This window comes from Bradyrhizobium sp. SZCCHNS2022 (assembly GCF_032377575.1).
In the GTDB taxonomy this organism is placed as follows: domain Bacteria; phylum Pseudomonadota; class Alphaproteobacteria; order Rhizobiales; family Xanthobacteraceae; genus Bradyrhizobium; species Bradyrhizobium aeschynomenes.
In genome coordinates, this window is the sequence record NZ_JAUHHZ010000001.1 from 5,232,884 (window position 1) to 5,258,361 (window position 25,478).

Annotated in this window: 18 protein-coding genes; 9 read left to right on the top strand and 9 right to left on the bottom strand. The window is 65.3% G+C overall.

The annotated features are described in order from the left end of the window. Positions 1–155 precede the first annotated feature (155 nt). The 4 genes from poxB to QXZ94_RS23410 form a co-directional block, all read right to left on the bottom strand. Positions 156–1,886 (bottom strand): ubiquinone-dependent pyruvate dehydrogenase, encoded by a 1,731-nt coding sequence (gene poxB / locus QXZ94_RS23395; protein WP_315722378.1) that lies wholly within the window; start codon positions 1,884–1,886, stop codon positions 156–158. 1,131 nt (positions 1,887–3,017) lie between these two features. Beyond that, complete coding sequence (locus QXZ94_RS23400) at positions 3,018–4,670, bottom strand: hypothetical protein (protein ID WP_315722379.1); 1,653 nt, start codon at positions 4,668–4,670, stop codon at positions 3,018–3,020. A 921-nt stretch (positions 4,671–5,591) separates the two neighbouring features. Continuing rightward, complete coding sequence (locus QXZ94_RS23405) at positions 5,592–7,667, bottom strand: HAMP domain-containing methyl-accepting chemotaxis protein (RefSeq protein WP_315722380.1); 2,076 nt, start codon at positions 7,665–7,667, stop codon at positions 5,592–5,594. Between the two features lie 154 nt (positions 7,668–7,821). Then, complete coding sequence (locus QXZ94_RS23410; protein WP_315722381.1) at positions 7,822–8,550, bottom strand: SDR family oxidoreductase; 729 nt, start codon at positions 8,548–8,550, stop codon at positions 7,822–7,824. Positions 8,551–8,695: 145 nt separating this feature from the next. Here QXZ94_RS23410 and QXZ94_RS23415 point away from each other — a divergent pair, with 145 nt between their 5' ends. Next, positions 8,696–10,312 carry an ABC transporter substrate-binding protein gene (locus tag QXZ94_RS23415; protein ID WP_315722382.1) on the top strand — a complete coding sequence of 539 codons (1,617 nt, stop codon included), beginning with the start codon at positions 8,696–8,698 and terminating at the stop codon, positions 10,310–10,312. A gap of 140 nt (positions 10,313–10,452) precedes the next feature. Here the strand turns inward: QXZ94_RS23415 and QXZ94_RS23420 are convergent, their stop codons facing one another. After that, positions 10,453–11,490, bottom strand: coding sequence for a magnesium and cobalt transport protein CorA (locus QXZ94_RS23420; RefSeq protein WP_315722383.1), 1,038 nt, complete (start codon positions 11,488–11,490; stop codon positions 10,453–10,455). 62 nt (positions 11,491–11,552) lie between these two features. Continuing rightward, entirely contained in the window at positions 11,553–13,157 is a 1,605-nt protein-coding gene (locus tag QXZ94_RS23425; RefSeq protein WP_315722384.1) for a hybrid sensor histidine kinase/response regulator, read from the bottom strand. A 268-nt stretch (positions 13,158–13,425) separates the two neighbouring features. Here QXZ94_RS23425 and QXZ94_RS23430 point away from each other — a divergent pair, with 268 nt between their 5' ends. Continuing rightward, on the top strand, positions 13,426–14,130 hold the full coding sequence (locus tag QXZ94_RS23430; RefSeq protein ID WP_315722385.1) for an SDR family oxidoreductase: 705 nt from the start codon (positions 13,426–13,428) through the stop codon (positions 14,128–14,130). A gap of 210 nt (positions 14,131–14,340) precedes the next feature. On the opposite strand, the gene QXZ94_RS23435 is transcribed toward QXZ94_RS23430, so the two are convergent. Next, positions 14,341–15,780: a glutamine synthetase family protein gene (locus QXZ94_RS23435; protein ID WP_315722386.1), complete on the bottom strand. Its 1,440-nt coding sequence runs from the start codon at positions 15,778–15,780 to the stop codon at positions 14,341–14,343. Between the two features lie 288 nt (positions 15,781–16,068). Then, positions 16,069–17,427, bottom strand: a complete 1,359-nt coding sequence (locus QXZ94_RS23440; protein ID WP_315722387.1) for an aromatic ring-hydroxylating dioxygenase subunit alpha — start codon at positions 17,425–17,427, stop codon at positions 16,069–16,071. 124 nt (positions 17,428–17,551) lie between these two features. Here QXZ94_RS23440 and QXZ94_RS23445 point away from each other — a divergent pair, with 124 nt between their 5' ends. From QXZ94_RS23445 to QXZ94_RS23460, 4 genes are all read left to right on the top strand, one after another. After that, positions 17,552–18,439, top strand: coding sequence for an IclR family transcriptional regulator C-terminal domain-containing protein (locus QXZ94_RS23445; RefSeq protein ID WP_315722388.1), 888 nt, complete (start codon positions 17,552–17,554; stop codon positions 18,437–18,439). Positions 18,440–19,243: 804 nt separating this feature from the next. Then, a complete protein-coding gene (locus tag QXZ94_RS23450) occupies positions 19,244–19,945 on the top strand; it encodes an alpha/beta hydrolase (RefSeq protein ID WP_315722389.1) in 702 nt (233 codons plus the stop codon). 75 nt (positions 19,946–20,020) lie between these two features. Further along, positions 20,021–20,308 (top strand): hypothetical protein, encoded by a 288-nt coding sequence (locus QXZ94_RS23455; protein ID WP_315722390.1) that lies wholly within the window; start codon positions 20,021–20,023, stop codon positions 20,306–20,308. After that, positions 20,295–20,813 (top strand): hypothetical protein, encoded by a 519-nt coding sequence (locus QXZ94_RS23460; RefSeq protein WP_315722391.1) that lies wholly within the window; start codon positions 20,295–20,297, stop codon positions 20,811–20,813. The genes QXZ94_RS23455 and QXZ94_RS23460 overlap by 14 nt, the downstream gene beginning before the upstream one ends. 16 nt (positions 20,814–20,829) lie before the next feature. On the opposite strand, the gene QXZ94_RS23465 is transcribed toward QXZ94_RS23460, so the two are convergent. Continuing rightward, positions 20,830–21,429 carry a TetR/AcrR family transcriptional regulator gene (locus QXZ94_RS23465; RefSeq protein ID WP_315722392.1) on the bottom strand — a complete coding sequence of 200 codons (600 nt, stop codon included), beginning with the start codon at positions 21,427–21,429 and terminating at the stop codon, positions 20,830–20,832. Between the two features lie 197 nt (positions 21,430–21,626). Between QXZ94_RS23465 and QXZ94_RS23470 the strand changes: the two genes are divergently transcribed. From QXZ94_RS23470 to QXZ94_RS23480, 3 genes are read left to right on the top strand one after another with little or no spacing between them, the layout of a single operon-like run. Then, the gene (locus QXZ94_RS23470; RefSeq protein ID WP_315722393.1) at positions 21,627–22,121 is read left to right on the top strand and encodes a (2Fe-2S)-binding protein; all 495 of its coding nucleotides are present in this window, start codon (positions 21,627–21,629) and stop codon (positions 22,119–22,121) included. After that, the gene (locus QXZ94_RS23475) at positions 22,118–23,176 is read left to right on the top strand and encodes a xanthine dehydrogenase family protein subunit M (RefSeq protein WP_315722394.1); all 1,059 of its coding nucleotides are present in this window, start codon (positions 22,118–22,120) and stop codon (positions 23,174–23,176) included. The genes QXZ94_RS23470 and QXZ94_RS23475 overlap by 4 nt, the downstream gene beginning before the upstream one ends. Next, the gene (locus QXZ94_RS23480) at positions 23,166–25,433 is read left to right on the top strand and encodes a xanthine dehydrogenase family protein molybdopterin-binding subunit (RefSeq protein ID WP_315722395.1); all 2,268 of its coding nucleotides are present in this window, start codon (positions 23,166–23,168) and stop codon (positions 25,431–25,433) included. The genes QXZ94_RS23475 and QXZ94_RS23480 overlap by 11 nt, the downstream gene beginning before the upstream one ends. Positions 25,434–25,478 lie beyond the last annotated feature (45 nt).

Below are 25,478 nucleotides of genomic sequence, written 5' to 3' on the forward strand. Positions count from 1 at the left end.
CGCATCGACCATGAACACGCCGGCGGCGTGTTCATGGAGAGCGGCGCGGCCACGAGGTTGAAGCATCACCGCGAACTCGCCCTCATCCTGAGGAGACCGCCGCAGGCGGTCGTCTCGAAGGATGGGCCGCAGCAACCGCATTCACCCAGCATTGCTCATCGCGGCAACAGATTCTCCTTTGCCAGATCGATCACCTCGTCGCCGCGGCCGCTCATCACGGCGCGGATCAGCCAGACGCTGAAGCCCTTGACCTGTTCGAGGCCGATGGTCGGCGGCATCGACAGCTCCTGCTTCGCCGTGACGACGTCGAGCACGGCAGGGCCGTCATGCGCGAGCCAGTCGGCGACGGCGCCTGGCAGCTCGCCGGGATCCTCGACTCGGCGGCCATGGATGCCCACCGCCTGCGCCATCGCCGCGAAATCCGGGTTCTCCAGATCGGTGCCGTGCTCGACGAAGCCCGACGCCTTCATCTCCAGCGCGACGAAGCCGAGCGTGCCGTTGTTGTAGATCACGATCTTCACCGGCAGCTTCATCTGCTTGAGCGTGATGAGATCACCCATCAGCATCGCGAAGCCACCGTCGCCCGACAACGAGATCACCTGCCGTCCCGCCTGCGCGGCCTGGATGCCGATGGCTTGCGACATTGCGTTGGCCATCGAGCCGTGCACCAGCGAGCCGACCAGGCGGCGGCGGCCGTTCATGGCGACGTAGCGCGCGGCCCAGATCGTCGGCGTACCGACGTCGAAAGTGAACACGGCATCATCGGCGGCGGTCTCGCTGATCAGCCGCGTCAGATATTGCGGATGGATCGGCCGGCGGCCGGGCGTGCCCACCGCGAGATCGTCGAGGCCTTTGCGCGCCGAGGCGTAGCGCTTGAGGTTCTCGTCAAGATGGCTGCGGTCCGACTTCGCCGTAAGCTTCGGCAGCAGCGCCCGAAGCGTCTCCCCGACATCGCCGACCACGCCGACATCGAGCCGCGCGCGGCGGCCGAGCTGGCTCGGCCTGATGTCGACCTGGGCGATCTTGACGTCCGTTGGAATGAACTGCTTGTAGGGAAAATCGGTGCCGAGCATCACCAGCGTGTCGCAGCTGTGCATGGCGTGATAGCCGGAGGAGAAGCCGATGAAGCCGGTGAGGCCGACGTCATAGGGATTGTCGTACTCGACATGCTCCTTGCCGCCGAGCGCATGCACGATCGGACTCTTCAGCGCCTCCGCAAGCTGCATCAGCTCGGCATGCGCGCCGGCGCAGCCGCGGCCGCAGAACAACGTCACGCGCTCTCCGCCGTCGAGCAGCGCGGCCAAGGCATCGAGCTCCGGCTCGGCGGGACGCACCACGGGCTTGGGCGGCACCAGGCCGATCGCCGGCGGCAGCGCGCGCTTCGGCGCCGCCTTCAGCGCGACGTCGCCGGGAATGACGATGACGGCGACACCCCGCTCGCCGAGCGCGGCGCGGATCGCGTTCTCCAGCACGAACGGCATCTGCGTGGGATCAGAGATCATTTCGCAATACACGCTGCATTCGCGGAACAGGTTCTGCGGATGCGTCTCTTGGAAATAGCCGCCACCGATCTCGCTCGACGGGATGTGCGCGGCGATCGCCAGCACCGGCGTGCGGCTGCGCTGCGCGTCGTAGAGACCGTTGATGAGATGCAGATTGCCGGGGCCGCAGGAGCCGGCGCACACCGCGAGTTGGCCGGTGATCTGCGATTCACCCGAGGCCGCGAAGGCTGCCACCTCCTCGTGGCGGACATGCACCCAGTCGATCGTCTTGCGGACGCGCAGCGACTCGGTCAGCCCGTTGAGGCTGTCGCCGACGACGCCATAGATGCGTTTGACGCCGGCGATTTCGAGCATCTCGACGATCTGATCTGCAATGGTGGCCATGAGCGACTGAATCCTTTGGTCATGAGGGATGCCGAAACCTACGGCCGAGGCTTTGCGGTCTCGTTACCTGCACGAGGCGGCGCGGCCGAATCAAAAGCGCGCGCTTGCGAAGGTTCCCGCGGGATGCGCGTGAGCGAGATCATGACCTCAGGGCGATGCGGGCCGGCGGCTTGCCGCATGGCGCCGCGGCCTCGCGGCGCATATTGCGTCCGAGCTTTGCGGGAGGTCCGCCCTCTCGTTACGGAGGGCGCAGGGAAGGCCGGGAGCCTGCCGCCCCCATGGCCCGCCTGCAGAAAGAAAATGCAGGCGGCAGGTACCACAGGTTCGGCTGGGACATCCCGGCCCTCCCTGCGCGATGGGCTTACGATTTATACGCGCTCTCCCTGGGGACCGGGCTTTGTTGCCCCCATCACCCGCGATGCACTGACGCACATCAGCGAGCTTGACCTCAGCATCGGGAGGCCAGGACCACGCGACTTCATCGTCCGCATCGAAGTTGTTCGTCCGCTCGCGAATGCGCGCTGCAACTCCGACCCGGCCACCGCATCCCGCACCCAACGCTCGTGACGACTCGCGAACGCCCCTCTTCGATGAGCACGGGACGGCCGAAAATGTGCAGGTGATTTGCCCGACGACACAAGGGGAATGAGTGCGACAGAGTGGCACGACGGGCAGTTTGGGCATGGCGGGCATGCGGCAGCTTTGCTGTTTGGTGCAGCGTCACCGTAATCCCGATCGAATATTTTCAGAATTGCACAACAGAGCATGAGATGCTGACACAAAACGAAGTTTTCTACTTCAAAGCCGCTAATGCCCCGCAACCGATGGGCGTCACGAGTTGAGGGAATGCGCTCGAAAGCGAGCGGTTGTCTCGAGTCTAAGCAAATATTGACAGACAATAAGCCATACCGATCTCAGAGGCTATTCCATCATCTGCGACGTCGGCAACTTTTCGCGTAAGAAGCTAGGAGCTTGCTGACGTCGTGCGCGCAAAGATCTTCTCGGCTGAGAGATCCTGCTCTTCGAGATCGTCAAAAGGATAGACTCCTATAAATCCGTGACGCCTCTCCTGCGCAACAGGTTCTCTGAAGATTGTTGGGCCAGCAAGTAAGCTATTGGTTCGTTCACAACTCATTTGAAACCCAATTCATCGAGCAGCTTCTTGTCTCGAACAGCATCGAGCGAAACTGTGATAGGCGCTCCGACCATTTTCCACCGCGACGCTTCCCCATTCTGCCTCGCATCCAGGGTGGCTTCATAGAGAGCGTCGCCCAGGAGGTTAATTATTACTCCGTGGGCCCCAGGTGGGCACTCGATAACTCGGGCGCTGCCTGTAGCGTCCTTCCACAACCCTACCGCCCAACTGGCGCTTCTAGCGCCACGCTCGTCAGCAGACAGTCTCTCTAGAACTGCATTCGATCGCGCAATTAAAGCGCGGGATGTGAACGTGAGCACCGAGCTTCCAGGATCATCGGATAGCGCCGTTGCATACCGTGCCGACCATCGGATCGGCAATTGGGGGCCGTCCATCAGCAAGACGAAAACAAGATTGGGGCCGATCGCCCGCAACACCTCATGACAAGGATCACTTCGAGCAAGATCCTCGCAAATCATGGTTGTAAAAACGGATGAACTACGAATTACTTTAATGTGGATCTCTCGCTGCTGGAGAACGATCTTTTCCCACCAAAGATAGTCGGGTTCCAATGCTTGAACGAGGTCATAACTGACTAATTGATGGTGATCGAGACGCCACCGATGATGCTTCGCTCGGCTCGTTGTGGCGGCCATTCGTGTTGGATTTTCCTCGTGAAGCTCGTCGAAAAAGTGAGAAGATAGCGCAAAATTGCCCTTTTCTCCTGCACAGTTGTCACTTGTCCCAGCTACAAAAAATTCAACACCCGGATGATTGTCCCTAAGATGGTCGGCAATCGCTTTATATGACTTCCAATCTAAGGCATACTCTGGAAACACTACACCATTGACGCTGCCGGCACTAGCTCGGGCTTGCTGAAGCAGTCGATCTACGAATTGCACTATGTACTGGGCGTTTCGAGGAAGCCAGCCTTGTTCGATTTCGAACCAACCCCAAGGCTTTGCACGGCGACTTTTTTTGAGTTCCTCCTCGGTCGTGACTTTCTCTGCGGTAAACCAGTTGGCTTCAATCTCAAAGGGATAAGGAATAAGCAGTAGACGCAAGTCGGTCCGAGCTTCTGGCAGCATGTGCTGGGGAGGTCTCTGCCAATGCGCGCGCATTTCGCCGCGCGGAGGGAGAAGAGCAAGATTGTGCGCGAGCGTCCTTGGAGTACAACCGACTTCGGGAGTGTGTGATTTGGGTTGGACGCAAACCACATCGCGATCTGCCATCAGGCAGATACTAGCAATTTGCCTATCGACACGACGATGTCGATCCGACGGGTTTATTCCATCGGCCGCATTGCGGAGTAGATAGTCTACCATAAGGGCGACCCAGCTACCCTTCCACTCGTTCGGATGTCCATCAACATGGATATATCCAACGCTTTCGCAGGCCTCGTCGGCGATAGCCATTAAGGACCAACAGATCTTCCACCATTCCGGAGCTGGTTTTTCGGCCTCGGGTTCTTTGAAGACCGGCGCATCTTTGTGCTTCTTCCAAAGCTCGACCCACAGCTGTTGGACTTCCAGAGGCACCTTCGGATAGCTGCGCGCCCAGTCCTTTCCGACCCGTTGCCAATACCTGAGATCATCGTCAGTAACGCAAACGCAGGCCGCACTCCACGTGTTGCTAGTCTCTCCCGGCACGAAATAATGATATGCTCCTCCAACTTGGAGTAGGAACGCTGACACAGCGAACAAGTCCGGCGGGAAACCGGGAGCGCTGCTCAGCTTTGCATCTTCCTTATTCGGTCCGTCATTCGGCCCGTCGGGGAAAATCCACGAGATAACGGCCCCGACCTTCAGGTACCTAGGCCCGTCTGAAGGAGAAAATGGAGGCATTTGGCGATCAATTTCTTAGAGGAACCATGACAGTCTGACGCAGTTATGCGTGATAACAGAAATGTAATCAATGGTTGAAACTGTTGCGGGCGCCACCTAGATACGGTATATGCTCGGCGCACTGAGGGGGCCATCCCTGGACTCCGCTCTATGATTGTGGTGTTCTCCTCGAACCGCTACCGAGCGAAAAAAGACAAAATCTTAATGTAATGGCCCGAAACTAATTTTGGTCCATCTGATTCCTCACGAGGGCGAACTGTGACCATTCTTCTCGATAAGGCATACGAGGAAGCCAATCGTCGCTCTGCCGACTGGGCAGGGCAGATGATCGAGCGCCGCTTTGCCGAAGTTTACGGGGACCGCGGCTCTCAGGTTCTCACGGACATTCAGCTGCGAATGGACTCGAACGTCCGGAGTGACGGTCGTGCGACACCGTTGCCTTCGGGGACCCCCGATTCAGAATAGCCACTAGCGAGTGAACCCCGATTGCGATTTTGGCCGGCCGATCTTTGCGGTCAATTCCGCGATCCTCTTTGAGTCCCTCGACTTTGTTAACCTTCGAGGCGCTTTTAGGTCTTCTTCGTCAAAACGGGCTTCCGTCCGTGTACGACGTCGCTGAGGATCGGAACTGCTATCCGGCATCTCTAACTCTTTTGCAGGCCTGCGCGGGCGATTGATACGCGAGGACTGCGCCTCTCTCACCGCAGCCGATGCATCAAGCGAGCCTCACGCCGCGCGCACCGAGTCCAGGAACCTGCTGACCTCGTCGCGGAGGCGGCTGCTCTGGCCGGACAGCGACTTGGCGGCGGACAGCACCTGCGAGGAGGCCGAGCCGGTCTCGTCGGCGCCATGCCGGACGCTGGCGATGTTCGCCGAGACCTGCTGGGTGCCGTGCGCGGCCTGCTGGACGTTGCGCGAGATCTCGCGGGTGGCCGAGCTCTGCTCCTCGACGGCGGAGGCGATGGCGGACGCGATCTCCGACATCCGGGCGATGGTCTCGCCGATCTCCTTGATCGAGCCGACCGACTCCTGGGTCGCCGCCTGGATGCCGCCGATCTGCTGGCCGATCTCGCCGGTGGCCTTCGCGGTCTGCTCGGCGAGCGCCTTGACCTCGGAGGCGACCACCGCGAAGCCGCGGCCGGCTTCGCCGGCGCGGGCGGCCTCGATGGTGGCGTTGAGCGCGAGCAGGTTGGTCTGTCCGGCGATCGCGTTGATCAGCTCGACGACGTCGCCGATGCGCGCGGCGGCCTTGGCGAGCTCGGCGACGTTGTCGTTGGTCTTGCGCGCCTGCGCCAGCGCCTCGTTGGCGATGCGCGCGGAATCCTGCACCTGGCGGCTGATCTCGTTGACCGACGAGCTCATCTGCTCGGCGGCCGCGGCCACCGAATGCACGTTGGTCGAGGCTTCCTCGGACGCCGAGGTCACCACGGTGGCGAGCTCCAGCGAGCGGCCGGCGGTCGTGGTCAGCGAGGCGGCGGAACGCTCCAGATCGGCCGAGGCCGACGACACGATGCCGACGACCTCGCCGATCGCCATCTCGAACTCGCGGGTGAAGCGCTCGACGCGCTGGCCGCGCTCGATCTTGGCCTGCGCCTCGGCCGCGGCCTCCTGCTCGGCGCGCTTCTTCGCGAGCAGCGCTTCCTTGAAGGTCTGCAGCGATCCGGTCATCGCGGCGATCTCGTCGTCGCGATCGATCGTCGGGATCGCCACGTCGTCATGGCCGGCCGCCATTTCGCCGATCAGACCGGTCAGGTTCACGATCGGGTTGATCACGCGGCGGCGCAGCAACATGGTGACGAACACGAGAATGCCGGCAAGGGCGACGACGACGACCATCGCCAGCGCCAGCATGCGATAGGCCGCGTCACGCGCCGCGACGGCGCTGTCGCGCGCCTCGGTGATGGCGGCATCGCGCACGACGAAGAACTTCTGCACGGCCGGGACGACCGCCTCGGCCAGGCTGTCGGCGGTGAGTGTGTAGTTGAGATCGCCGAGCCCGGCTGCGAGGTCCTTGTCGATGATCGGAACGGCGCGCCCGAAATAGGCCTCTCGGGCCTCCTTGAAGGCCGTCAGCAGGCGCTCCGGATTGCCGAGCTGGTCGATGCCGGCCTCCAGACGCTCGCGATCGACCTCGGTGCGGCCCTGGGCGCGGTCCATCGCCGCCTTCTCGGCCGGCGTCACGGCGCGGCGGGCGCTGAGCGCCGGCGACAGCGCGGCGGCGCGGCCGCCGGCGGTCACGCGCAGGTCCTGCGCGGTGCGGGCGACGTCGAGCAGCGTCGTCAGCGATGCGTCGGCATTGGCGATACGGTTCTGCAACTGGTTCAGGATCGGCTCGATCGCGAGCGCCACCTGGGTCACCCCCGGCAGAAGGCTCTTGATGACCGCCGGATCCCGCGCGCTCAGCGGCGCGGTCAGGGTGGGGTCGACCTTGGCGAGGATCTCGGACAGCTTGGACGACGCCTGCTCCAGGCTGCGCGTGATCGCCGCACTGTCGGAGACGTTCGCCAGCTGCGCGCGGGCCTTGGCAAAGGACGCCTCGGACGACTGCCTGATCTTGCGCACGCCCTCCAGCTGCGCCGGCGTTGCCGGATTGTCCTGGAAGATCGGCGTGATGTAGGGGGCGCGATGACCGACGACATCCTGCGCGTAGAGCAGCACCGCGCCGAACGCCTCGACGGTCCTGATCGCTTCAGCCTTGTCGCTGACCGCCCTGACCTGCTCGATGACGACCTGGGCGGCAGGCAGGACGGCAAGCGCCGTTACGGAAAGCATGGAAATTGCAAAGAGGCGGCCGATCTTCATCGTCGAGTCCCGGGTTTCGAGTCGAATGAAGCTAGAATCGTATGCTTAAGACGATGCTTAATTCGGCACCCGTAGTTCCACGGGGGTCGTCGTCATCCGCGGAAGGCACGCGATGACCTCGGACTGCTCCCAGCTCATGGGAGGCTGACGTCCGCTACAGATCAAAATTCGTCGGCAGCATCACGACGTCGCGGATGGTCATGCCGCGCGGACGGGTCAGCATGAACATGATCACCTCGGCGACCTCTGAGGGCTCCAGCAGGCTGCCGGACTCGCGCGCCTGCTTCAGCTTCTCCGCGGGCCAGTCGGCAATCAGGGCCGTGACGACCGGGCCCGGCGAGATCGCGCCGACGCGGATGCCGTGCTTGAAGACCTGGCGGCGCGTGGTCTGCACGAAACAGTCGATCGCCCATTTCGACGAGGCATAGACCGGCTCCCAGGGGGTCGGATAGTGCGCGGCGAGCGAGCTGGTGACGATGACGTCGCCGGACCCGCGCGCGATCATGTGCGGGAGCACGTCGCGCACGTTCTTCATGACGACGTTGACGTTGAGGGTCAGCATGCGGTCGATCGCCTCGCCATTGGTCTCGACGAGGTCGCCGCCGAGATAGCTGCCGGCATTGGCGTGGAGGATGTCGAGCCGGCCGGCCGCGTCCAGCACACGCGGCAGCAGCGTGGCGCAATCCGCGGGGTCGAGCAGGTCGATGACCACGGGGATCATGGCGTCGCCGTGCCGCTCGCGAAGACGCGCCAGCGCCGCCGCATCGCGGTCGATCATCACCACGCGGGCGCCAGCCGCCAGCATCGCCTCGCTGCTGGCGAGCCCGATGCCGGAGGCCGCGCCGGTCACGGCCGCCACCTTGCCTTCGAGCGCTCCCGCCATCGTCGCCTCCTCACCGCTGTGATCTGCCGACCAGCGTAGCAAAAGATGGCGCGCGATGTCGGAGGCAATCGGCCGGCATGGCCGGGCCCTCGCTGGCACGCACCTTGCCTCGACCAGGACAATTCGTGCATCGCAGGGGGGCCCAATGAGCAGCTCGCATTTCGATTTCACACGCCGCAGCCTCGTGCTCGGCGGCCTCGGCGTTGCCGGGCTGACCTTGGCGCCGCGCAGCGCCTGGCCTCAGGGCCGCGCCGAGACGCTGCTGGTGGTGCAGGAGCTCGGGCCGAACTCGCTGGACATGCAGGGCGTCGGCTCGAACCAGACCGTCAACGGGCTCGCCTGGAACTGCTACGACCGGCTGCTCAGCTATGCCGCGAAGACGCTGCCCGATGGCACCACGTCCTATGATCGCGCGACGCTGGCGCCGGAGCTGGCCGAGAGCTGGGAGGTGGCCGCCGACGGCATGTCCTGCACCTTCAAGCTGCGCAAGGACGCGACCTTCCATGACGGCACGAAGGTGACCGCGAAGGACGTCAAATGGTCGTTCGACCGCGCGGTGTCGGTCGGCGGCTTCCCGACCTTCCAGATGTCGGCGGGCTCGCTGGAGAAGGCGGAGCAGTTCGTCGTGGTGGACGATCACACCTTCCGCATCGACTACATCCGCAAGGACAAGATGCTGCTGTTCAACGTCGCGGTGGTCGTGCCCTTCGTCATCAATTCGGAGCTTGCGAAGAAGAACGCGACGTCCGAGGACCCGTGGGCGCTGGCCTGGCTGAAGGCCAACGAGGCCGGCGGCGGCGCCTACAAGGTGGAGAGCTGGAAGCCGGGCACAGAGACCATCCTGAGCCGGTTCGACAATTGGAAAAGCGGGCCCTTGCCGAAGATCAAGCGCGTGATCGCACGCGATATACCCTCGGCCGGCACGCGACGGGCGATGCTCGAGCGCGGCGATGCGGATCTCTCCAGCGGCTTTGCGCCGCGCGATTTCGATCAGCTGATCAAGGAGGGCAAGGTCAAGGTGACGGGCGTGCCGATCCCCAACGCGCTGTGGTATGTCGCGCTCAACACCGCCAAGCCGCCGTTCGACAATGTCAAGCTGCGCCAGGCGATCGCCTGGGCGATGCCCTATGAGCAGATCCAGTCGAGCGCGTTCTTCGGCCGCGCCGTACCGATGTATGGCGGCGCCGCCGAGGTCGCCAAGCCGGTATGGCCGCAGCCGTTTCCCTATGCGACCGACCTCGACAAGGCCAAGGCTTTGATGAAGGAGGCCGGCTTGGATGGCCTGGAGACGACGTTGTCGCTCGACGCAGGCACCGCGACGGTCGGCGAGCCCACGGCGATCCTGATCCAGGAGAGCCTCGCCAAGATCGGCATCAAGGCGTCCATCGAGAAGATTCCCGGCGCCAACTGGCGCACCACGCTGAACAAGAAGGAGCTGCCGATGGCGCTCAATCGGTTCTCAGGCTGGCTCGATTATCCCGAATATTACTTCTACTGGAATTTCCACGGCCGCAATTCGATCTTCAACATCTCGTCCTACCAGAGCAAGGAGATGGACGCGCTGATCGACAAGGCACGCTTCACGACGGATGCCGGCGAGTATGAGAGCACGGTGAAGGCCTTCATCGCTCTGTGCATGCGCGAGGTGCCGGTCGTGCCGCTGAACCAGCCGATCCACGACGTCGCGATGCAGAAGGCGGTGAGCGGCTACGAGTTCTGGTTTCACCGCGAGCCGGACTACCGGCAGTTCGTGAAGGGGTAGTTTCGCTCGTCATTCCGGGGCGTGCGCAGCACGAGCCCGGAAATCATCTCACCACAGAACGCGCTGCAGAATGGACTCCGGGCTCGACGCGCTTGCGCGCGTAGCCCCGGAATGACACCGACACCAGAATTGCCTTTTCCTCACAACCATCCACGCCGCCGGAACTGCCAGTACAGCGTGCTGCACACCACGGCGATCAGGCCGAGCACGGCATAGTAGCCATATTGCCATTTCAGCTCCGGCATGTGCTCGAAGTTCATGCCGTAGATTCCCGCGACGGCCGTCGGCACGGCGAGAATGGCGGCCCAGGCCGCCAGGCGGCGGGCGATGTCGGTCTGCTGCGCCTGCCCGGCCATCATGCTGGCCTCGAACACGAAGGCGAGGATCTCGCGAAGGGAGTCCGCGTCCTCCTCGGAGCGCTTGGCGTGGTCGAGCACGTCGCGAAACAAGGGGGCCATCTCGGCATCGATCGCGACGTTGTCGACATGCTCGAGCCGCTTGCAGACGTCGACCACCGGACCCACGGCGCGGCGCAGCCGCAGCAGGTCGCGCCGCAGGCGATACAGCCGGTCGACCTCGTGGCGCGCCAGCGGCCGCTGCAGCACGACCTCCTCCAGGGTCTCGACCTCGGCCATGATGCTCTCGGTCACCGGCCGGTAATTGTCGACGATGAAGTCGAGGATCGCATAGAGGATGTAGTCCTCGCCCTTGGCGAGCGAGCCCGGACAGCTCTCGCAGCGCTCCCGCACCGCGCCGTAGGAGGTCGAGGCGCCGTGGCGCACCGAGACGACGAAGCCGGGGCCGACGAAGACGTGGGTCTCGCCGAACACGATGTGCTCCTTGACGAGCTGCGCGGTGCGCGCGACGACGAACAGCGCATCGCCATAGCGCTCGACCTTGGGCTGCTGATGCGCCTTCGATGCATCCTCGATCGCGAGCTCGTGCAGGCCGAACTGATCGGCCACCCGCTGCAACAGCGCCGCATCCGGCTCGTGCAGCCCGATCCAGACCACATGGCCCGGCCGCTTGCTCCAGGCACCGGCGTCCTCGATCGGGATGTCGGCGACGCGCCGGCCATCGGCATAGACGCCGGCCGCGACCACGCCGGGCTCGCGCGGCTCGCTGCGCGGCTGAACGACGGGCGCGCCCGCCGCTGTCTGCATCGTGACGTGACGCATGGTGGATTCTCCGCTCTGCGGACCGACTTTCGACGCGAGGACTCGCCGGGTCAAGCGGCGCATCAGGTCACACCGGTCGGGCCGTCGAGCAACTGCCGGACGCGGCGGACCAGATCGGTGCGGCGGTACGGCTTGTTGATGATCTCGAACTCGCCGATATGGGCATCGGCGCGCTCGACCGCGGCGTCGGAATAGCCGGTCGTGAGCAGCACCTTCAGCTTCGGCTGCCGCTTCCGCGCCTCGCGCGCCAGCACCGTGCCGTTCATGCCGCCGGGCATCACGAGATCCGTGAACAAGAGATCGAAGCGGGTCTCCGAATCCAACAGCTCCAATGCCGCGTGCGCATTGGCGGCGACCTCGGTGCGGTAGCCGAAATCCTCCAGGATCGAGCGCGCGAGCTCGGCCACCTCGGCGCGGTCCTCGACGATCAGGATGCGCTCGCTGCCGGTGCGATCCATCGCCATCGCGGGACGGATCGACGGCGCCGCGATCGCCTGCTCGGTCGCCGGGAACAGCAGCTGCACGGTGGTGCCGTGCCCGACCTCGCTGTAGATGTAGGTGCTGCCGCCGGACTGGCGCGTGAACCCGTAGACCATGGCGAGGCCGAGACCGGTGCCCTTGCCCTCCTCCTTGGTGGTGAAGAACGGCTCCGCGACGCGTGCGAGAATGTGGTGCGGAATGCCGACGCCGTCGTCCGACACCTTCAGCGCGACGTAGCGCCCGGCCTTGGGCACGCCGAACTGCGCGATGTCCTCCTCGGCGATCTCCTTGTTCTCGGTGCGAATCGTGAGCGTGCCGCCATGTGGCATCGCATCGCGCGCATTGACGAACAAATTGAGCAGCGCGACCTCCGCCTGGGTCTGGTCGACCCGGCTGTTCCACAGGCCCGGCTGCGCCTTGACGACGATCCGCACGCTTTCGCCGAGCGTGTGGCGGGCCATCTGCACCATGGTCTCGATCATGTTGTTGAGGTTGATCGGCCGGCTGTCGAGGCGCTGCTTGCGCGCGAACGACAGCAGCTGCTGCGTCAAGGTCGCGGCGCGATTGGCCGCCGCGCGGATGTTGTCGACGGCGCGACGGTGCCGCGGGGCCAGCTCGCTGACAGCGCCCTGCAGGGTCTCGGTGTAGCCGATGATTACCTGCAGGATGTTGTTGAAGTCGTGAGCGATGCCGCCGGTGAGCTGGCCGATCGCCTCCATCTTCTGCGACTGCACCAGCGCGCTCTCCGCGTCGCGCCGGCGCGAGACGTCGAGCTGCGAGCCGAAGAAATACACCAGCTCGCCGTCGCGATTGTAGACCGGGCTGATGAACAGCGCATTCCAGAACGCCGCGCCGTTCTTGCGATAATTGAGGATCTCGACCGCAATGTCCTGACGGTTCGCGATCGCGGTGCGGACCGCATCGATGGTGTCGCGATCGGTGTCCGGCCCTTGCAGGAAGCGGCAATTGGATCCGACGATCTCGCCGAGATCGTAGCCGGTCATCTCCAGAAACGCCCGGTTGGCAAACAGAATGGGATTGTCGTTCTGGCGCGGATCGGTGACGATCATCGGCATCCGCGTCGTCTCGACCGCGGCGAAGAAGATGTCGTGGTGCTCCGACGACAGATCGGACGCATCGCCGCTGTCGACGACGGCGCGATCGCGCTGCGGCCTGTGCTCTGACATCTTCCCTGCTCCGCCTTGGTCCCGTGGTGGCGCGCATGATTGCGCGGGCGCCGTGTTCCGATGCAGCGCACATCGATATGCCGCCCGATGGGCTCGGGTTCCCGCAGCCAAGGCCTGCGTGAAAGCCGGTACGTGCAAACTCACGAAAATGCGACGAGTGGACGCGGGAACAATACGCGCGAAGATGGCGATACCCGCCTCGTGCCCTCGACCGGATCGCGGCGAGCAGCTACATCGTCGCTTCGATCATCGGGGAGGAGCACACGTCATGACAGGACAAAAGGTCGCGCTGGTCACCGCGGGCGGCAGCGGCATGGGCGCGGCGGCAGCGCGCCGTCTCGCCGCGGACGGATTCCAGGTCGCGATCCTGTCGTCATCGGGCAAGGGCGAGGCGCTGGCCGCCGAGCTCGGCGGCCTCGGCGTCACCGGATCGAACAAGTCAAACGATGATCTCAAGCGCCTCGTCGACGGTGCCGTCAACCGCTGGGGCCGCATCGACGTGCTCGTCAACAGCGCCGGACACGGTCCGCGGGCGCCGATCCTGGAATTGACCGACGAGCAGTGGCACGGCGGGCTCGATACCTATCTGCTGAACGTGATCCGTCCGACGCGCCTGGTCACGCCGATCATGCAGGCGCAGAAGAATGGCGCGATCATCAACATCTCGACGGCCTGGACATTCGAGCCGTCGGCGATGTTTCCGACCTCGGCGGTGTTCCGCGCCGGTCTCGCCGCGTTCACCAAGATCTTCACCGACAGCTATGCTGCCGACAACATCCGGATGAACAACGTGCTTCCCGGCTGGATCGACAGCCTGCCGGCCACGGAAGAGCGCCGCAAGACCGTGCCGATGGGCCGGTACGGCAAGTCCGAGGAGATCGCCGCGACCATAGGCTTCCTCGCCTCAGAGGGCGCGGCCTACATCACGGGACAGAACATCAGGGTGGACGGCGGACTGACGCGGAGCGTGTGACACAGCCAAGCACGCAGAGGCAAATCTGCAGAATCAGCTACCGCTACAATCAGATCGAGAATGAATGACTCCGTCATGCCCGGGCTTGTCCCGGGCATCCACGTTTATCGGCATATGCCGAACGACGTGGATGGCCGGGACAAGCCCGGCCATGACGGCGGGGAGACCGGAGATTTGATCTCCGGCGACCATGGCGCTGCGGCTCAACCGTCAAAACATCTCGAAATATTCGCGCTGCTCCCAGTCGGATACTTCGGCGTTGAAGCGCTCGATCTCGGCGGTCTTGATGAAGGTGTAGTAGTCGATGAAGGTGGCGCCGAAGGCTTCGCGGAAGAACGCGTCCTGCTTCAACACGTTGACCGCCTCGCCCAGCGACTTCGGCAACAGGTCGGCCTTGGTCTCGTAGGGCACGTCGGCCGACGGGCCGGGATCGAGCTGGCGGTCGACGCCGTCGAGGCCGGCCGCGATCTGCGAGGCCATGTAGAGATAGGGATTGGCTGCGGGCTCGCCGATGCGGTTCTCCAGCCGTGTGGCGCGGTCGCCGGGGCCGCCGAGCACGCGGATCATGACGCCCCGGTTGTCGCGCCCCCAGATGGCGCGGTCCGGCGCCAGCGAGTAGGAGCGATAGCGCCGGTAGCCGTTGATCGTTGGGGTCGAGAACACCGCAGAGGCGCGCGCATGTGCGAGCAGGCCCGCCATGTAGTGGCGGCCGAGCGCGGACAGACCCTCGGCGTCCTGCGTCATGAACGCGTTGCTGCCGTCGCGCGCCACCAGCGACTGGTGCAGGTGCCAGCCCGACGACATCACGTTCGGGATGCGCGGCCGGCACATGAAGGTGGCGTGATAGCCGTGGCGCTGCGCGATCTGCTTCACGGCGCTGCGGAACAGCACCATCGTATCGGCCGGTACGAGGCCGAGCGACGGCTGCAACACGAACTCGCACTGGCTCGGCCCGTATTCGAGCTCGATCGAACGCAGCGGCAGACCGAGCGCGACGAGATTCGCCCTGATGAGCTCGAGTGCCGGCTCCATCTGATCGAAGCGTTGCTCGGTGAGATACTGATAGCCTTGGGTCAGCAGGCTGACGGTGGGCGGCGCGCCGGGCTGGCCCGGCATGCCGGCGTCGCCAGGGGCGAGACGGGGGTCTTCGACCTTGAAGATATGGCATTCGACCTCGAGGCCGGCCATGAACTGATAGCCGCGCTGATCGAGCCTCGCCAATGCCGATCGATAGAGGTTGCGCGTGGCGAAAGGCACGGGCGCGCCGTTGGCGAAATACAGGTCGCACAGCACCCAGCCGGTGCCGGGCGCCCAGGGCAGCACGCGGAACGTGGTGGGATCGGCGACCATCAGCGCGTCGCTGCCACCCTGCATCTCGGCCATGCCGAAGCCGCCGCCGGCGGTGAACACCGGAAACACCGTGCGGTGCGAGGTATCCTTGGCGAGCAGGGTCGTGGTGATCGAGCAGCCGCTCTCCAGCGACGACAACGCGGCATCAATCGTGAGCGTCTTGCCGCGCAGGACGCCGTGCTGATCCGGGAACGAGAAGCGGATCGTGGTGAGCCCGTGCTCCTCGGCGAGGCGGCGCATGCGCACCGCGGCCTCGGCCTGCTCGGCGCTCCACAGCTGATGCTTGTCGACGAAACTCAACGATGACTCCTGATTAGGATGGCGAGGCGCGCGATCGAGTTCGCGGCCGTCGGGAAGGTTTCGGTGCCGGCCTCACCCGCCTGCGGCTCGGCAATCGCATTTGGAGATCGCAGTGTAGCACCCGTCTGTGTCCACATCGTCATGGCCGGGCTTGTCCCGGCCATCCACGTTGTTCGGTATCCCGAGGACGGCGTGGATGCCCGGGACGAGCCCGGGCATGACGGAGTAAACAATTGACAAGGCTGCTCGTCGCGACAGCCCCCATCAAATGCGCGCTCACGCTCACCATCACTCCGCAGCGCTGAGATGCGGCGCGAGGCGCACGATATCCGCGGGCACCGGCGGTGCCCAGGGGGCGTTGCGGCGGCGGCGGACGTCGACTTCCATCCAATAGGTCTCCCAGCCGCGGGTCGGGCCGATGCCATCCATCGTTGCGGGCCCCTGCACGCTGCGCGCCGCCGCTGCATCGAGATGCAGCATCGGCGGCTCGCCGCGCCCGACCGTCTCGATCTGCTCACGCAGCAGCCGGCGATACTGGATGATCGCCTTGTCGGACTGCCCGAGATGCTCGCGGGTGCGGTCCTGGATCCGGCCCATCGACTCCACCGCCCACTGGTCGTGCACGTTGATGTCGTTGCCCATGCCGGTGTAGGTCGCGGTCGCCTGCTCGCGGGGATCGAAGCCGTAGTCGTTGCTCTTGTTCTTGCGCGAGCGATAGTCCGGCAGCTCGTAGAGCTCCAGCCGCTGCGCCCGCATCTTCGCCCGGTCGACCGGCGCGCCGTAGCTGGTGAAGATGGCGTACCAGTAGCAGGTCTCGTCATCGACCGGCACGTGCCATTGCGTGATCGTCATCTCCGTGCTCATCGGAATCACGAAGGCATGCGGGAACAGCTGATTGGTGACGCGGACGTGGGTGCGCTCGGCGTCGATCTCGCGCAGCGCGACGATGCGCAGGCCGTATTCGGTGCGCTCGACATTGATGATCGGGCGATCGTACTCGCGCAGCACCTTGGTCATCGGCAGCTCGCTGTCGGCCGAGGCGCCGCGGAACTGCTTGCCATAGGCCGTCGAGGTGTCCTCGTCCTCGAAGAAGCGATGCAGGAACGAGGCGTGGGCCGGGTCGATGCCGACCTCGAGCGCCTGGAGCCAGTTGCACTCGATCAGGCCCTTGAAGGCGAAGGTGTAGGCATCAGGCGCGGTGAAGCAGTCGAGATCGGGGAACGCTGGCGTGGCGCCGTCGCCGAGCCAGGCCCAGAGGATGCCGCCCTTCTCGACCACCGGATAAGAGCGCTGCTTGACGTTCTTGCACAGCGGCGAGCCGGCCGGCTCGGCCGGCGTCTCCAGGCAGTTTCCGTCGGCGTCGAACAGCCAGCCGTGGAAGGCGCAACGCAGCCCGCCATTCTCCAATCGTCCGAAGGCGAGGTCGGCGCCGCGATGCGGACAATCGCGGTCCAGTAGGCCATAGCGGCCATCCCCATCCTTGAAGAGAACGAAGTCCTGACCGAGCAGCTTGACCGCGCGCACCGGGCGCTCGCCCGCCAGCTCATCGACCAGCGCAGCCGGCTGCCAATACATCCTCATTAGTTTACCGGCAGGCGCGCCGGGTCCGATGCGGGTGATCAGGTCGTTCTGCTCCTGGCTCATCATGATGGCCGTCTCTCCTGTTCCGTCGCAAGTCGGGCGTTGAGCGTCACGTGATCATCTAATAATGTTCGCTAGACGAACACATGTTCGCCCAGATTAGATTCGCTTTAAGTGGGGAGAAGCGCAAGTGAAAAAGCTACAACCGAAGCCGAGGGGCAAGCGGGCAGCAGTTTCACTGCGGCCGAGAACAACAACAGCGGATCGTGTCGGGCCGATGCCGAAACTAAAGCGCACTGATGAGGAGAAGAAGCAGGCCCGGGGCGATGGTCCCGAGTTCGTGGAGGCTCTCGACCGTGGCTTGCGCGTCATCCAGGCCTTCAGTCGCGAGGGCCGGCCGATGACGCTGAGCAAGGCCGCGGAACTCACCGGCCTTGCCCGCGCCACGGTGCGACGGATTCTGCTGACGCTGAAGGCCTCCGGCTTCGTCCACGGCGACGACCGCCTGTTCTCGCTGACACCGCGCGTTCTGCTGCTGGCGTCCAGCTATCTCGCCTCCAACCAGATCAACAGCGTGATGCAGCCGTTGATGGACATGGCGGCAAGCGAGGCCCATGAGGTCTGCTCGCTCGCCGTCCTCGACGGCGACCAGGTCGTGTTCATCGCGCGGGCGACACCGGCGCGCATGTTCTCCACCGGGCTGGAGATCGGCTACCGGCTGCCCGCCTTCTGCACCTCGGTCGGTCGCGTACTGCTCAGCCGGATACCGGACGATCAGCTGCGCCACACGATCGAGCGCATGACGCTGACGGCGCTGACGCCGCAGACGTCGACCGACAGGGAGGCGCTGATCGCCGCGATCTCGGCAGTCCGCAGCGATGGCTATTCGCTCGTCGACGGCGAGGCGGAATCGGGCTTTCGCTCGATTTCCGTGCCGATTCGCCGCTATGACGGCGGCATCGTCGCGGCCGCGAATATCGGCGGCCATGTCGATCGCATCTCGGTCGATGAGATGAAGGAGCGCTTCCTGCCGCTCCTGAACAGGCTGTCGGCAACGGTCCAGCCACTGCTGGTCTGATCGCCCGCTGACCCCGGCAGGCTGATAGCGGCCGCGCTGAAGCCGCGCTCGCCCTGCCACGACTCCGGCCAACGCATCCGCTCGCGGCATCGCGACCTCCGCGCCCGCCACCTGCCCGGCATGGCCGCCGGCGTCGCAGCTGCATCGCCGGTGCGACGGAACTCGCCTCTGCTGATCAAGTCCATCTGATCGCGATCCGCCGGCGGCATCTTCGTCGCTCCCTGCACGACAGCCAACCATGGCGGAGAGAATCGTCCGCGCCCCGCGGCCATCGCTTCGATGTCATCACTGGCAGCACGGTGCTGGCAACTCATCGCCGCGAGGACACAGGAGAGCCGACCGCGCAGGGCCACGTGAAGTTTCGTCCTCAACGAACTAATCGTTGTAGTCGCAGTCGCTCCTGCAATTCGGCGCATGCCCATTACGTGATATTATCATGACACCCGACCCCGTTTGCCACGATTGACGATCTCTCCAGGTATCATCGCGCTGCATGCGAAGGTGGCATGATCCGGGGCGCAAGTAATTAGATCCCGGCCTCGCACGCGAATTGCGGACGGCGCCACCAGATTGCCGCGAATGGCAACGCGATCGCGAGCGGCGCTGCGGGCGAGATCGCGTGCGGCCCGTTCACCGTGATCGCCGGCCCGCCCCGAGCCGGGAGCAGAGGCGTCGGGGGGACGAGGTCGCCTTCCCCGGCGGCGCACCGCGAAGCGGTAGACTTCGTTGGACATCGGCGGCGTCTCGCGCGTAAATGGCACATCGGGGGCGAGACACCCGGTAGTGCCATCCAGGGGAAGAGCCATGACTGACGCGCTGCCGCTCGTGCTGGTGCCCGGACTGATCTCGTCGCCGCGCATCTATGCGCCGGTCATGCCCGCGCTGTGGCGGCTCGCGCCGGTGATGGTGGCGAACCACGTCCGCGATGATAGCATGGCCGGAATCGCGCGCCGCATCCTGGCCGAGGCGCCGCCGCGCTTCGCGCTCGCCGGCCATTCGATGGGCGGCTACATCGCCTTCGAGATCATGCGCCAGGCGCCGGAGCGCGTCGGCCGGCTGGCGCTGATCAACACCCAGGCCCGGCCCGATACGCCGGAAGCCAGCGCGCGCCGCCGCACCATGATCACCCGCGCGAAGGACGGCGACTATCACGGCGTGGTCGACGAGCTGTTCGCAGGCTTCGTCCATCCTTCGCGCCAGGACGACCCGCGGCTGCGTCAGCTGGTGCATGACATGGCCGAGGAGGTCGGCGTCATCGGCTTCATCCGGCAGCTGACCGCGATCATGTCGCGTCCGGACTCGCGGCCGACGCTGACGGCCATCCGCTGTCCGACCCTAGTGCTGACGAGCGATACCGACAACACGATCCCGAACAGCCTGTCGAAGGAGATGGCCGACGGCATCGACGGCAGCTGGCTGGTCGTCCTGGAGAATTGCGGCCACCTGCCGCAGCCCGAGCAGCCGGAGGAGACGGCGCAGGCGCTGATGGAGTGGCTGCGGGGGTGAGATGACCGTTGAGCCATATGAACCTCCGGACGGTAGCCGGTGGCAACTCTCCGGAATGCAGCGTATATTGCGACAATGCTGGACAACGCCAAAATCGCCAAGATCGCCCGCGATGTCGCCACTGCGAATCTGCGCAGCTCAGCCGCGGTGACGGACGTCACCACGGCGCCGTATGCGGACTCCGAAGGCCGCGACGCTCTGCGCATCACCATCGTATTGAGTCCCATCCATGGGACCGACATCGAGGGAGAAGCAGTGCTGGACACGCTGGTCCAGATCCAAGAGCAGCTGCAAGCCGCGGGCGAGGACCGTTTTCCGCTGATTGAATACGAGGCGGAGAACGAGGCCGTTGGCGACACTTAATCCGGAGCATTTGTTTCAGCAGGCTGAGCAGTTGATCGTTCCGCCCGCGGCGGGGCCACCGCGACAGGTGAACATCCGGCGCGCAATTTCGGCTGCCTATTATGGATTGTTTCACGCAACGCTCATCGCCGCTGCAGATCAATTTGTTGGCAAGACGAAACAAGGAACATCCTTGTACGCCCTCGTCTATAGAGCCGTGGATCATCGAGACCTCCGCTTGCTCTGCGAGGAGGTCAAGAAGTCGAAGCTCTCAGCCAAATACCTGCCGTTCGCTCCATCTGGAGGCTTTGGAGCGAACCTCCAGGCGTTTGCATTCGCTGTCCTCGAGTTGCAAGAGAAGCGGCATGAAGCCGACTACAATCCGATGATCCGCGTCAAAACCCTGGATGCGCAGGTCGCCATCAGAATGGCTCGCGCCGCGCTGGCGAGGTTTGAAGCCGCCCGTGCACAAAACCAGGACGCTTTTCTGGCTCTGTTGACCTTGTTACTTTTCCCGCCCCGCTGAGCGGGGAGGCAGTCAACTACGCTTCGCCGACTCGCCCCTTCCCCACCCTCATCCCATCCACGAACACATCCAGCAGCCGCAGCACGCTCTGCTGCCAGCCGGTCTGGTCGTGCATGTAGCACATGCCGATCAGCGCGCGGAGGACATCGTCGGCGCTGATGTCGCTGCGGATCTCGCCGGCGTCGACGGCGCGGGCGAGCAGCGCACCGATCGAGCGGGTGAGATGGCCATGCGAATAGGCGGCGAGCTCGGAGTTCGCGGTCATCACGATCGCGAGCGCGGCCATCATGCCCTTCTTGGTGGCGACGAACTGGACCGTGGAGCGCAACCAGCGCCGGAGCGCCTCGACGGCCGACGGCTCGCTCTTCAGCTCTTCCGCCAACTCGGCGAGCTGCTCGACCTCGCGGCGGTACACCGCCTCGAACAGGTCCTCGCGGGTGGGGAAATGGCGATACAGCGTACCGATGCCGACGCCGGCCTGGCGCGCCACCGCCTCCAGGCTGGCCTCGGCGCCGCCGACGCTGAACACCGCCTTGGCCGCCTCGAGCACGCGCTCGCGGTTGCGCTGGGCGTCGGCGCGCGGCTTGCGATGGCGGTCTTGTGGTTTCGTCTCCATCTCACCAGCTCTTGATGACGGACCGTTCATGTCCCCTTGCTAAACGGAGGAACCCTCCGTATAGATAGACCTGCCACCCGGGACAGCCAACCTTCCCTCAGCTGTCGTCCCGCGGTCGCTGGATCTGGACGGACCATCGCCCGTAAGGCGATGCCCGCTGCGATCCGATTAGGCCATCGCTTCGATCGGAACAACGCATGAATTGGACTGTCAGACTCACCGTCAACGGTGAGCCGCGAACCCTTGCGCTCGACGACCCCCGGGTCACCCTGCTCGACCTCCTGCGCGAGCGCCTCCACCTCACCGGCACCAAGAAGGGTTGCGACCGCGGCCAGTGCGGCGCCTGCACCGTCCTGGTCGACGGCCGCCGCATCAACTCCTGCCTGACGCTCGCGCTCAGCCTCGACGGCGCCGCCATCACCACCATCGAAGGTCTCGCCCAGGACGATCGGCTGCACCCGGTGCAGGAGGCGTTCATCGCTCACGACGCCCTGCAATGCGGCTTCTGCACGCCGGGCCAGATCATGAGCGCGGTTGGGCTCATCAACGAAGGCCAGGCCGGCGACGATCCCGAGCGCGTGCGCGAAGGCATGAGCGGCAATCTGTGCCGCTGCAGCGCCTATGTCGGGATCGTCGAGGCGGTGCGCGACGCACAGGCGACGCTCACGGACGACAAGGAGCGCGCGGCATGAACCGGTTCGATTATGTGAAGCCCGCAACTGTTGCCGAGGCGATCGCCGCGGCCGGCGCACCGGGCGCCGCTTATCTCGCCTCCGGCACCAACCTGCTGGACCTGATGAAGGGCAATGTCGTCCGGCCCGAACGGCTGGTCGACATCACCCACATCAAGGAGCTGACGCGCATCGAAACGTCAGGCAATGGCGACGTCAGGATCGGGGCGCTCGTGCGCAACGCCGACCTCGCCTACGACGCGTCCTTCGCCAAGGACTTCCCTGCGGTGGCCGAAGCGCTGCTGTCCGGCGCCTCGGCGCAGCTCCGCAATGCGGCCACCGTCGGCGGCAATCTGCTGCAGCGGACGCGCTGTGCCTACTTCTATGACACCGCCTCGGCCTGCAACAAGCGCACGCCGGGATCCGGCTGCGATGCCCGCGACGGCGAGAACGGCCAGCACGCGGTGCTCGGCTGGAGCGACGCCTGCATCGCCACCAACCCCTCGGACTTCTGCGTGCCGCTCGCGGCGTTCGACGCGGTCGTCGAAATCGAGGGCGCATCCGGCCGGCGCGAGATCGCGCTGGAGGCATTGCATCTCTTGCCCGGCAGCACGCCGGATCGTGAGAGCGTGCTCTCTCCCGGCGAGCTGATCGTCGCGATCCGTCTGCCTGCGGCCGCACGCGCCTTCGCCAAGCACGCGCGCTATCTCAAAGTGCGCGAGCGCAACTCCTACGCCTTCGCCGTAGTCTCCGCTGCGGCCGGGCTCGCGATCGAAAACGGCAGCATCAAACAGGCACGCCTTGCGCTCGGCGGTGTCGCCGCCAAGCCGTGGCGTGTGCATGACGCCGAAGCGCTGCTCGCCGGTCAGCCGGCTGAGCACGGCTCGTTCGAACGCGCCGCGGAGGCGGCGCTGCGCGATGCAAACCCCTCCGGCGACAATGCCTACAAGATCCCGCTCGCGCGGCAGCTGATCGTGCGCGCGCTGCAGGCCGCAGCGCAAGGCACGCCCTCGCGCATGCCGGCGCTGCCGGCCTCCCCCTTCTCCTCCGTTCCAGGAGTGCTTCATGACGCCTGAGCTCAACCTCTCCCGCGATCCCGCCCACCTCCGCCACGGCTCGAATATCGGCCAGCCGCTGTCGCGCGTGGATGGTCTGGCCAAGGTGACCGGCCGCGCGACCTACGCGGCCGACAACAACCCGCCCGGCCTGCTCTATGCCGTGCTGGCAACGTCCAGCATCGCGCGCGGCCGCGTCGTTTCGCTCGATGTCGAGGCCGCCAAGGCGCATCCCGGCGTGGTCGAAGTGATGACCTCCGCCAACCGGCCGCCGCTCTATTCCGACCCCGACGGCAAGCCCAATCCGTTCTCGTTCCGCTTCGAGGCGCTGCAGAACGACAGCGTGCGCTATGCCAATCAGCCGATCGCCGTCGTCATTGCGGAATCGCTGGAAGCCGCGACCGAAGGCGCGGCTTTGCTGGCGCCGCGCTATGAGGCGGAGCCGGCGCGCATCGGGCTCGATACCGATGCGGCTTATGTGCCGCCGGCCGTCGGCATGGGCATGCCGGCCGAGCAGCGCCACGGCGATGTCGAGGCTGCGCTGTCTGCCAGTGAGAAGCAGATCACCGCGATCTACGAGACCCCACCGCATTATCACAATGCGATGGAGCCGCATGCCATCGTCGCGGAGTGGCAGGGCGACAAGCTCGTCATCGACACGCCGACGCAGGGCCTCGTTTTGATGCGCGCGCGCCTTGCCGAACTGTTCGGCATCGCGCCGGACAACATCCTGATCCGCAGCCCCTTCCTCGGCGGCGGCTTTGGCGGCAAGGGCCTGATGGCCGGGCCGCAGGTGCTCGGCATCCTCGCCGCGAAGATGGTCGGCCGTCCGGTCAAGCTCGTGGCCCGCCGCGAGCAGCTCTATGGTCCGTTCGGCCACCGCTCGCCGACCCGGCAAACCTTGCGCATCGGTGCCAGTGCTGCCGGGCAGCTCTCAGGCATCCATCACCATGCCCGCATCGCGACGTCGAGCTTCGAGGATTTCTATGAAGCGGCGGCCCACGTGACCCATACGCTCTACGCCGCACCCGCGATCGCGACCACCTATGACGCCGTGCGCATGGACACCGGCACGCCGCTGTTCGTGCGCGCGCCGGGCATCGCACCGGGATCGATCGCACTGGAAAGCGCGGTCGACGAGATGGCCGAGGCCTGCGGCCTCGATCCGCTCGCCTTCCGCGTCAAGAACTACGCCGAGGTCGAACCCTCGACCGGCAAGCCGTTCTCGTCGAAGACGCTGCGCGAATGCTACACGCAAGGCGCCGAGCGCTTCGGCTGGTGGGAGCGGCCGCTGAAGCCCCGCACCATGCGCGACAAGGATGGCTTCCTGGTCGGCTGGGGCATGGGCACCGCGACGTTCCATGCGCTGATGTTCGCAGGGCAAGCGCGCGCCGTGATCCGGCGGGACGGCTCCGGCGTGGTCGAGAGCGGCGCGCACGACATGGGCCAGGGCGCGTGGACCGCGTTCGCGCAGGTCGCTGCGGATTCGCTGGCGCTCGAGCTCGAGCAGGTGACGTTCAAGGCCGGCACCTCGGACCTGCCGGATGCCGGCATCGCCGGCGGCTCGGCGCATACGGCGACGGTCGGCACCGCGATCCACAATGCCGGCGCAGCCGTGATCGCCAAGCTCGCCGAGCTCGCCACCTCGGATCAGCGCTCGCCGCTGTTCGGCGCCGGCAATGCCGGGGTGATCGCCCGCAACGGCCGGCTGCTGCGGCGCGACGACGAGGGCCGCGGCGAGAGCTATGCCGACATTCTCGCGCGCGCCGGGCTCGACGAGGTCGACGGCGCAGGCTCGGGCTTGCCGGATCCGGCTGCCAACGAGCAGTACGCGATGCATTCGCATGGCGCTGTCTTCGCGGAGGTGAAGGTCGATCCCGATCTCGGGCAGGTGCGCGTGACCCGCATGGTCGGCGCATTCGCCGCGGGGCGGATCATCAACCCGAAGCTGGTGAACAGCCAACTCATCGGAGGCATGATCTGGGGCATCTCTCTCGCGCTGCACGAGGAGGCTGTCACCGACCGTCGCACCGGCCGCATCATGAACGCCAATCTCGGCGAGTATCATGTGCCGGTGAATGCCGACATCCCGGCGATCGAGGCGTTCACGGTCGCGGAGCACGATCCGTTCGTCAATCCGCTCGGCATCAAGGGCGTCGGCGAGATCGGAATCACCGGCTCCGCGGGCGCGGTCGCCAATGCGGTGGCACATGCCACCGGCATCCGTGTCCGGCGCTTCCCGGTGCGGATCAGCGACCTCGCGCGCTCGGGCGATTGACGACCGGCGCATCCCGACACGCGACGCTGCGCCTCCGGCCGGAGG

Excerpts from the sequence above, each read along its gene's own strand:
- poxB (WP_315722378.1), bottom strand. The coding sequence starts at position 1,886 with ATGGCCACCATTGCAGATCAGATCGTCGAGATGCTCGAAATCGCCGGC.
- QXZ94_RS23405 (WP_315722380.1), bottom strand. The coding sequence starts at position 7,667 with ATGAAGATCGGCCGCCTCTTTGCAATTTCCATGCTTTCCGTAACGGCG.
- QXZ94_RS23410 (WP_315722381.1), bottom strand. The coding sequence starts at position 8,550 with ATGGCGGGAGCGCTCGAAGGCAAGGTGGCGGCCGTGACCGGCGCGGCC.
- QXZ94_RS23415 (WP_315722382.1), top strand. The coding sequence starts at position 8,696 with ATGAGCAGCTCGCATTTCGATTTCACACGCCGCAGCCTCGTGCTCGGC.
- QXZ94_RS23420 (WP_315722383.1), bottom strand. The coding sequence starts at position 11,490 with ATGCGTCACGTCACGATGCAGACAGCGGCGGGCGCGCCCGTCGTTCAG.
- QXZ94_RS23425 (WP_315722384.1), bottom strand. The coding sequence starts at position 13,157 with ATGTCAGAGCACAGGCCGCAGCGCGATCGCGCCGTCGTCGACAGCGGC.
- QXZ94_RS23430 (WP_315722385.1), top strand. The coding sequence starts at position 13,426 with ATGACAGGACAAAAGGTCGCGCTGGTCACCGCGGGCGGCAGCGGCATG.
- QXZ94_RS23440 (WP_315722387.1), bottom strand. The coding sequence starts at position 17,427 with ATGATGAGCCAGGAGCAGAACGACCTGATCACCCGCATCGGACCCGGC.
- QXZ94_RS23450 (WP_315722389.1), top strand. The coding sequence starts at position 19,244 with ATGACTGACGCGCTGCCGCTCGTGCTGGTGCCCGGACTGATCTCGTCG.
- QXZ94_RS23455 (WP_315722390.1), top strand. The coding sequence starts at position 20,021 with ATGCTGGACAACGCCAAAATCGCCAAGATCGCCCGCGATGTCGCCACT.
- QXZ94_RS23465 (WP_315722392.1), bottom strand. The coding sequence starts at position 21,429 with ATGGAGACGAAACCACAAGACCGCCATCGCAAGCCGCGCGCCGACGCC.
- QXZ94_RS23470 (WP_315722393.1), top strand. The coding sequence starts at position 21,627 with ATGAATTGGACTGTCAGACTCACCGTCAACGGTGAGCCGCGAACCCTT.
- QXZ94_RS23475 (WP_315722394.1), top strand. The coding sequence starts at position 22,118 with ATGAACCGGTTCGATTATGTGAAGCCCGCAACTGTTGCCGAGGCGATC.
- QXZ94_RS23480 (WP_315722395.1), top strand. The coding sequence starts at position 23,166 with ATGACGCCTGAGCTCAACCTCTCCCGCGATCCCGCCCACCTCCGCCAC.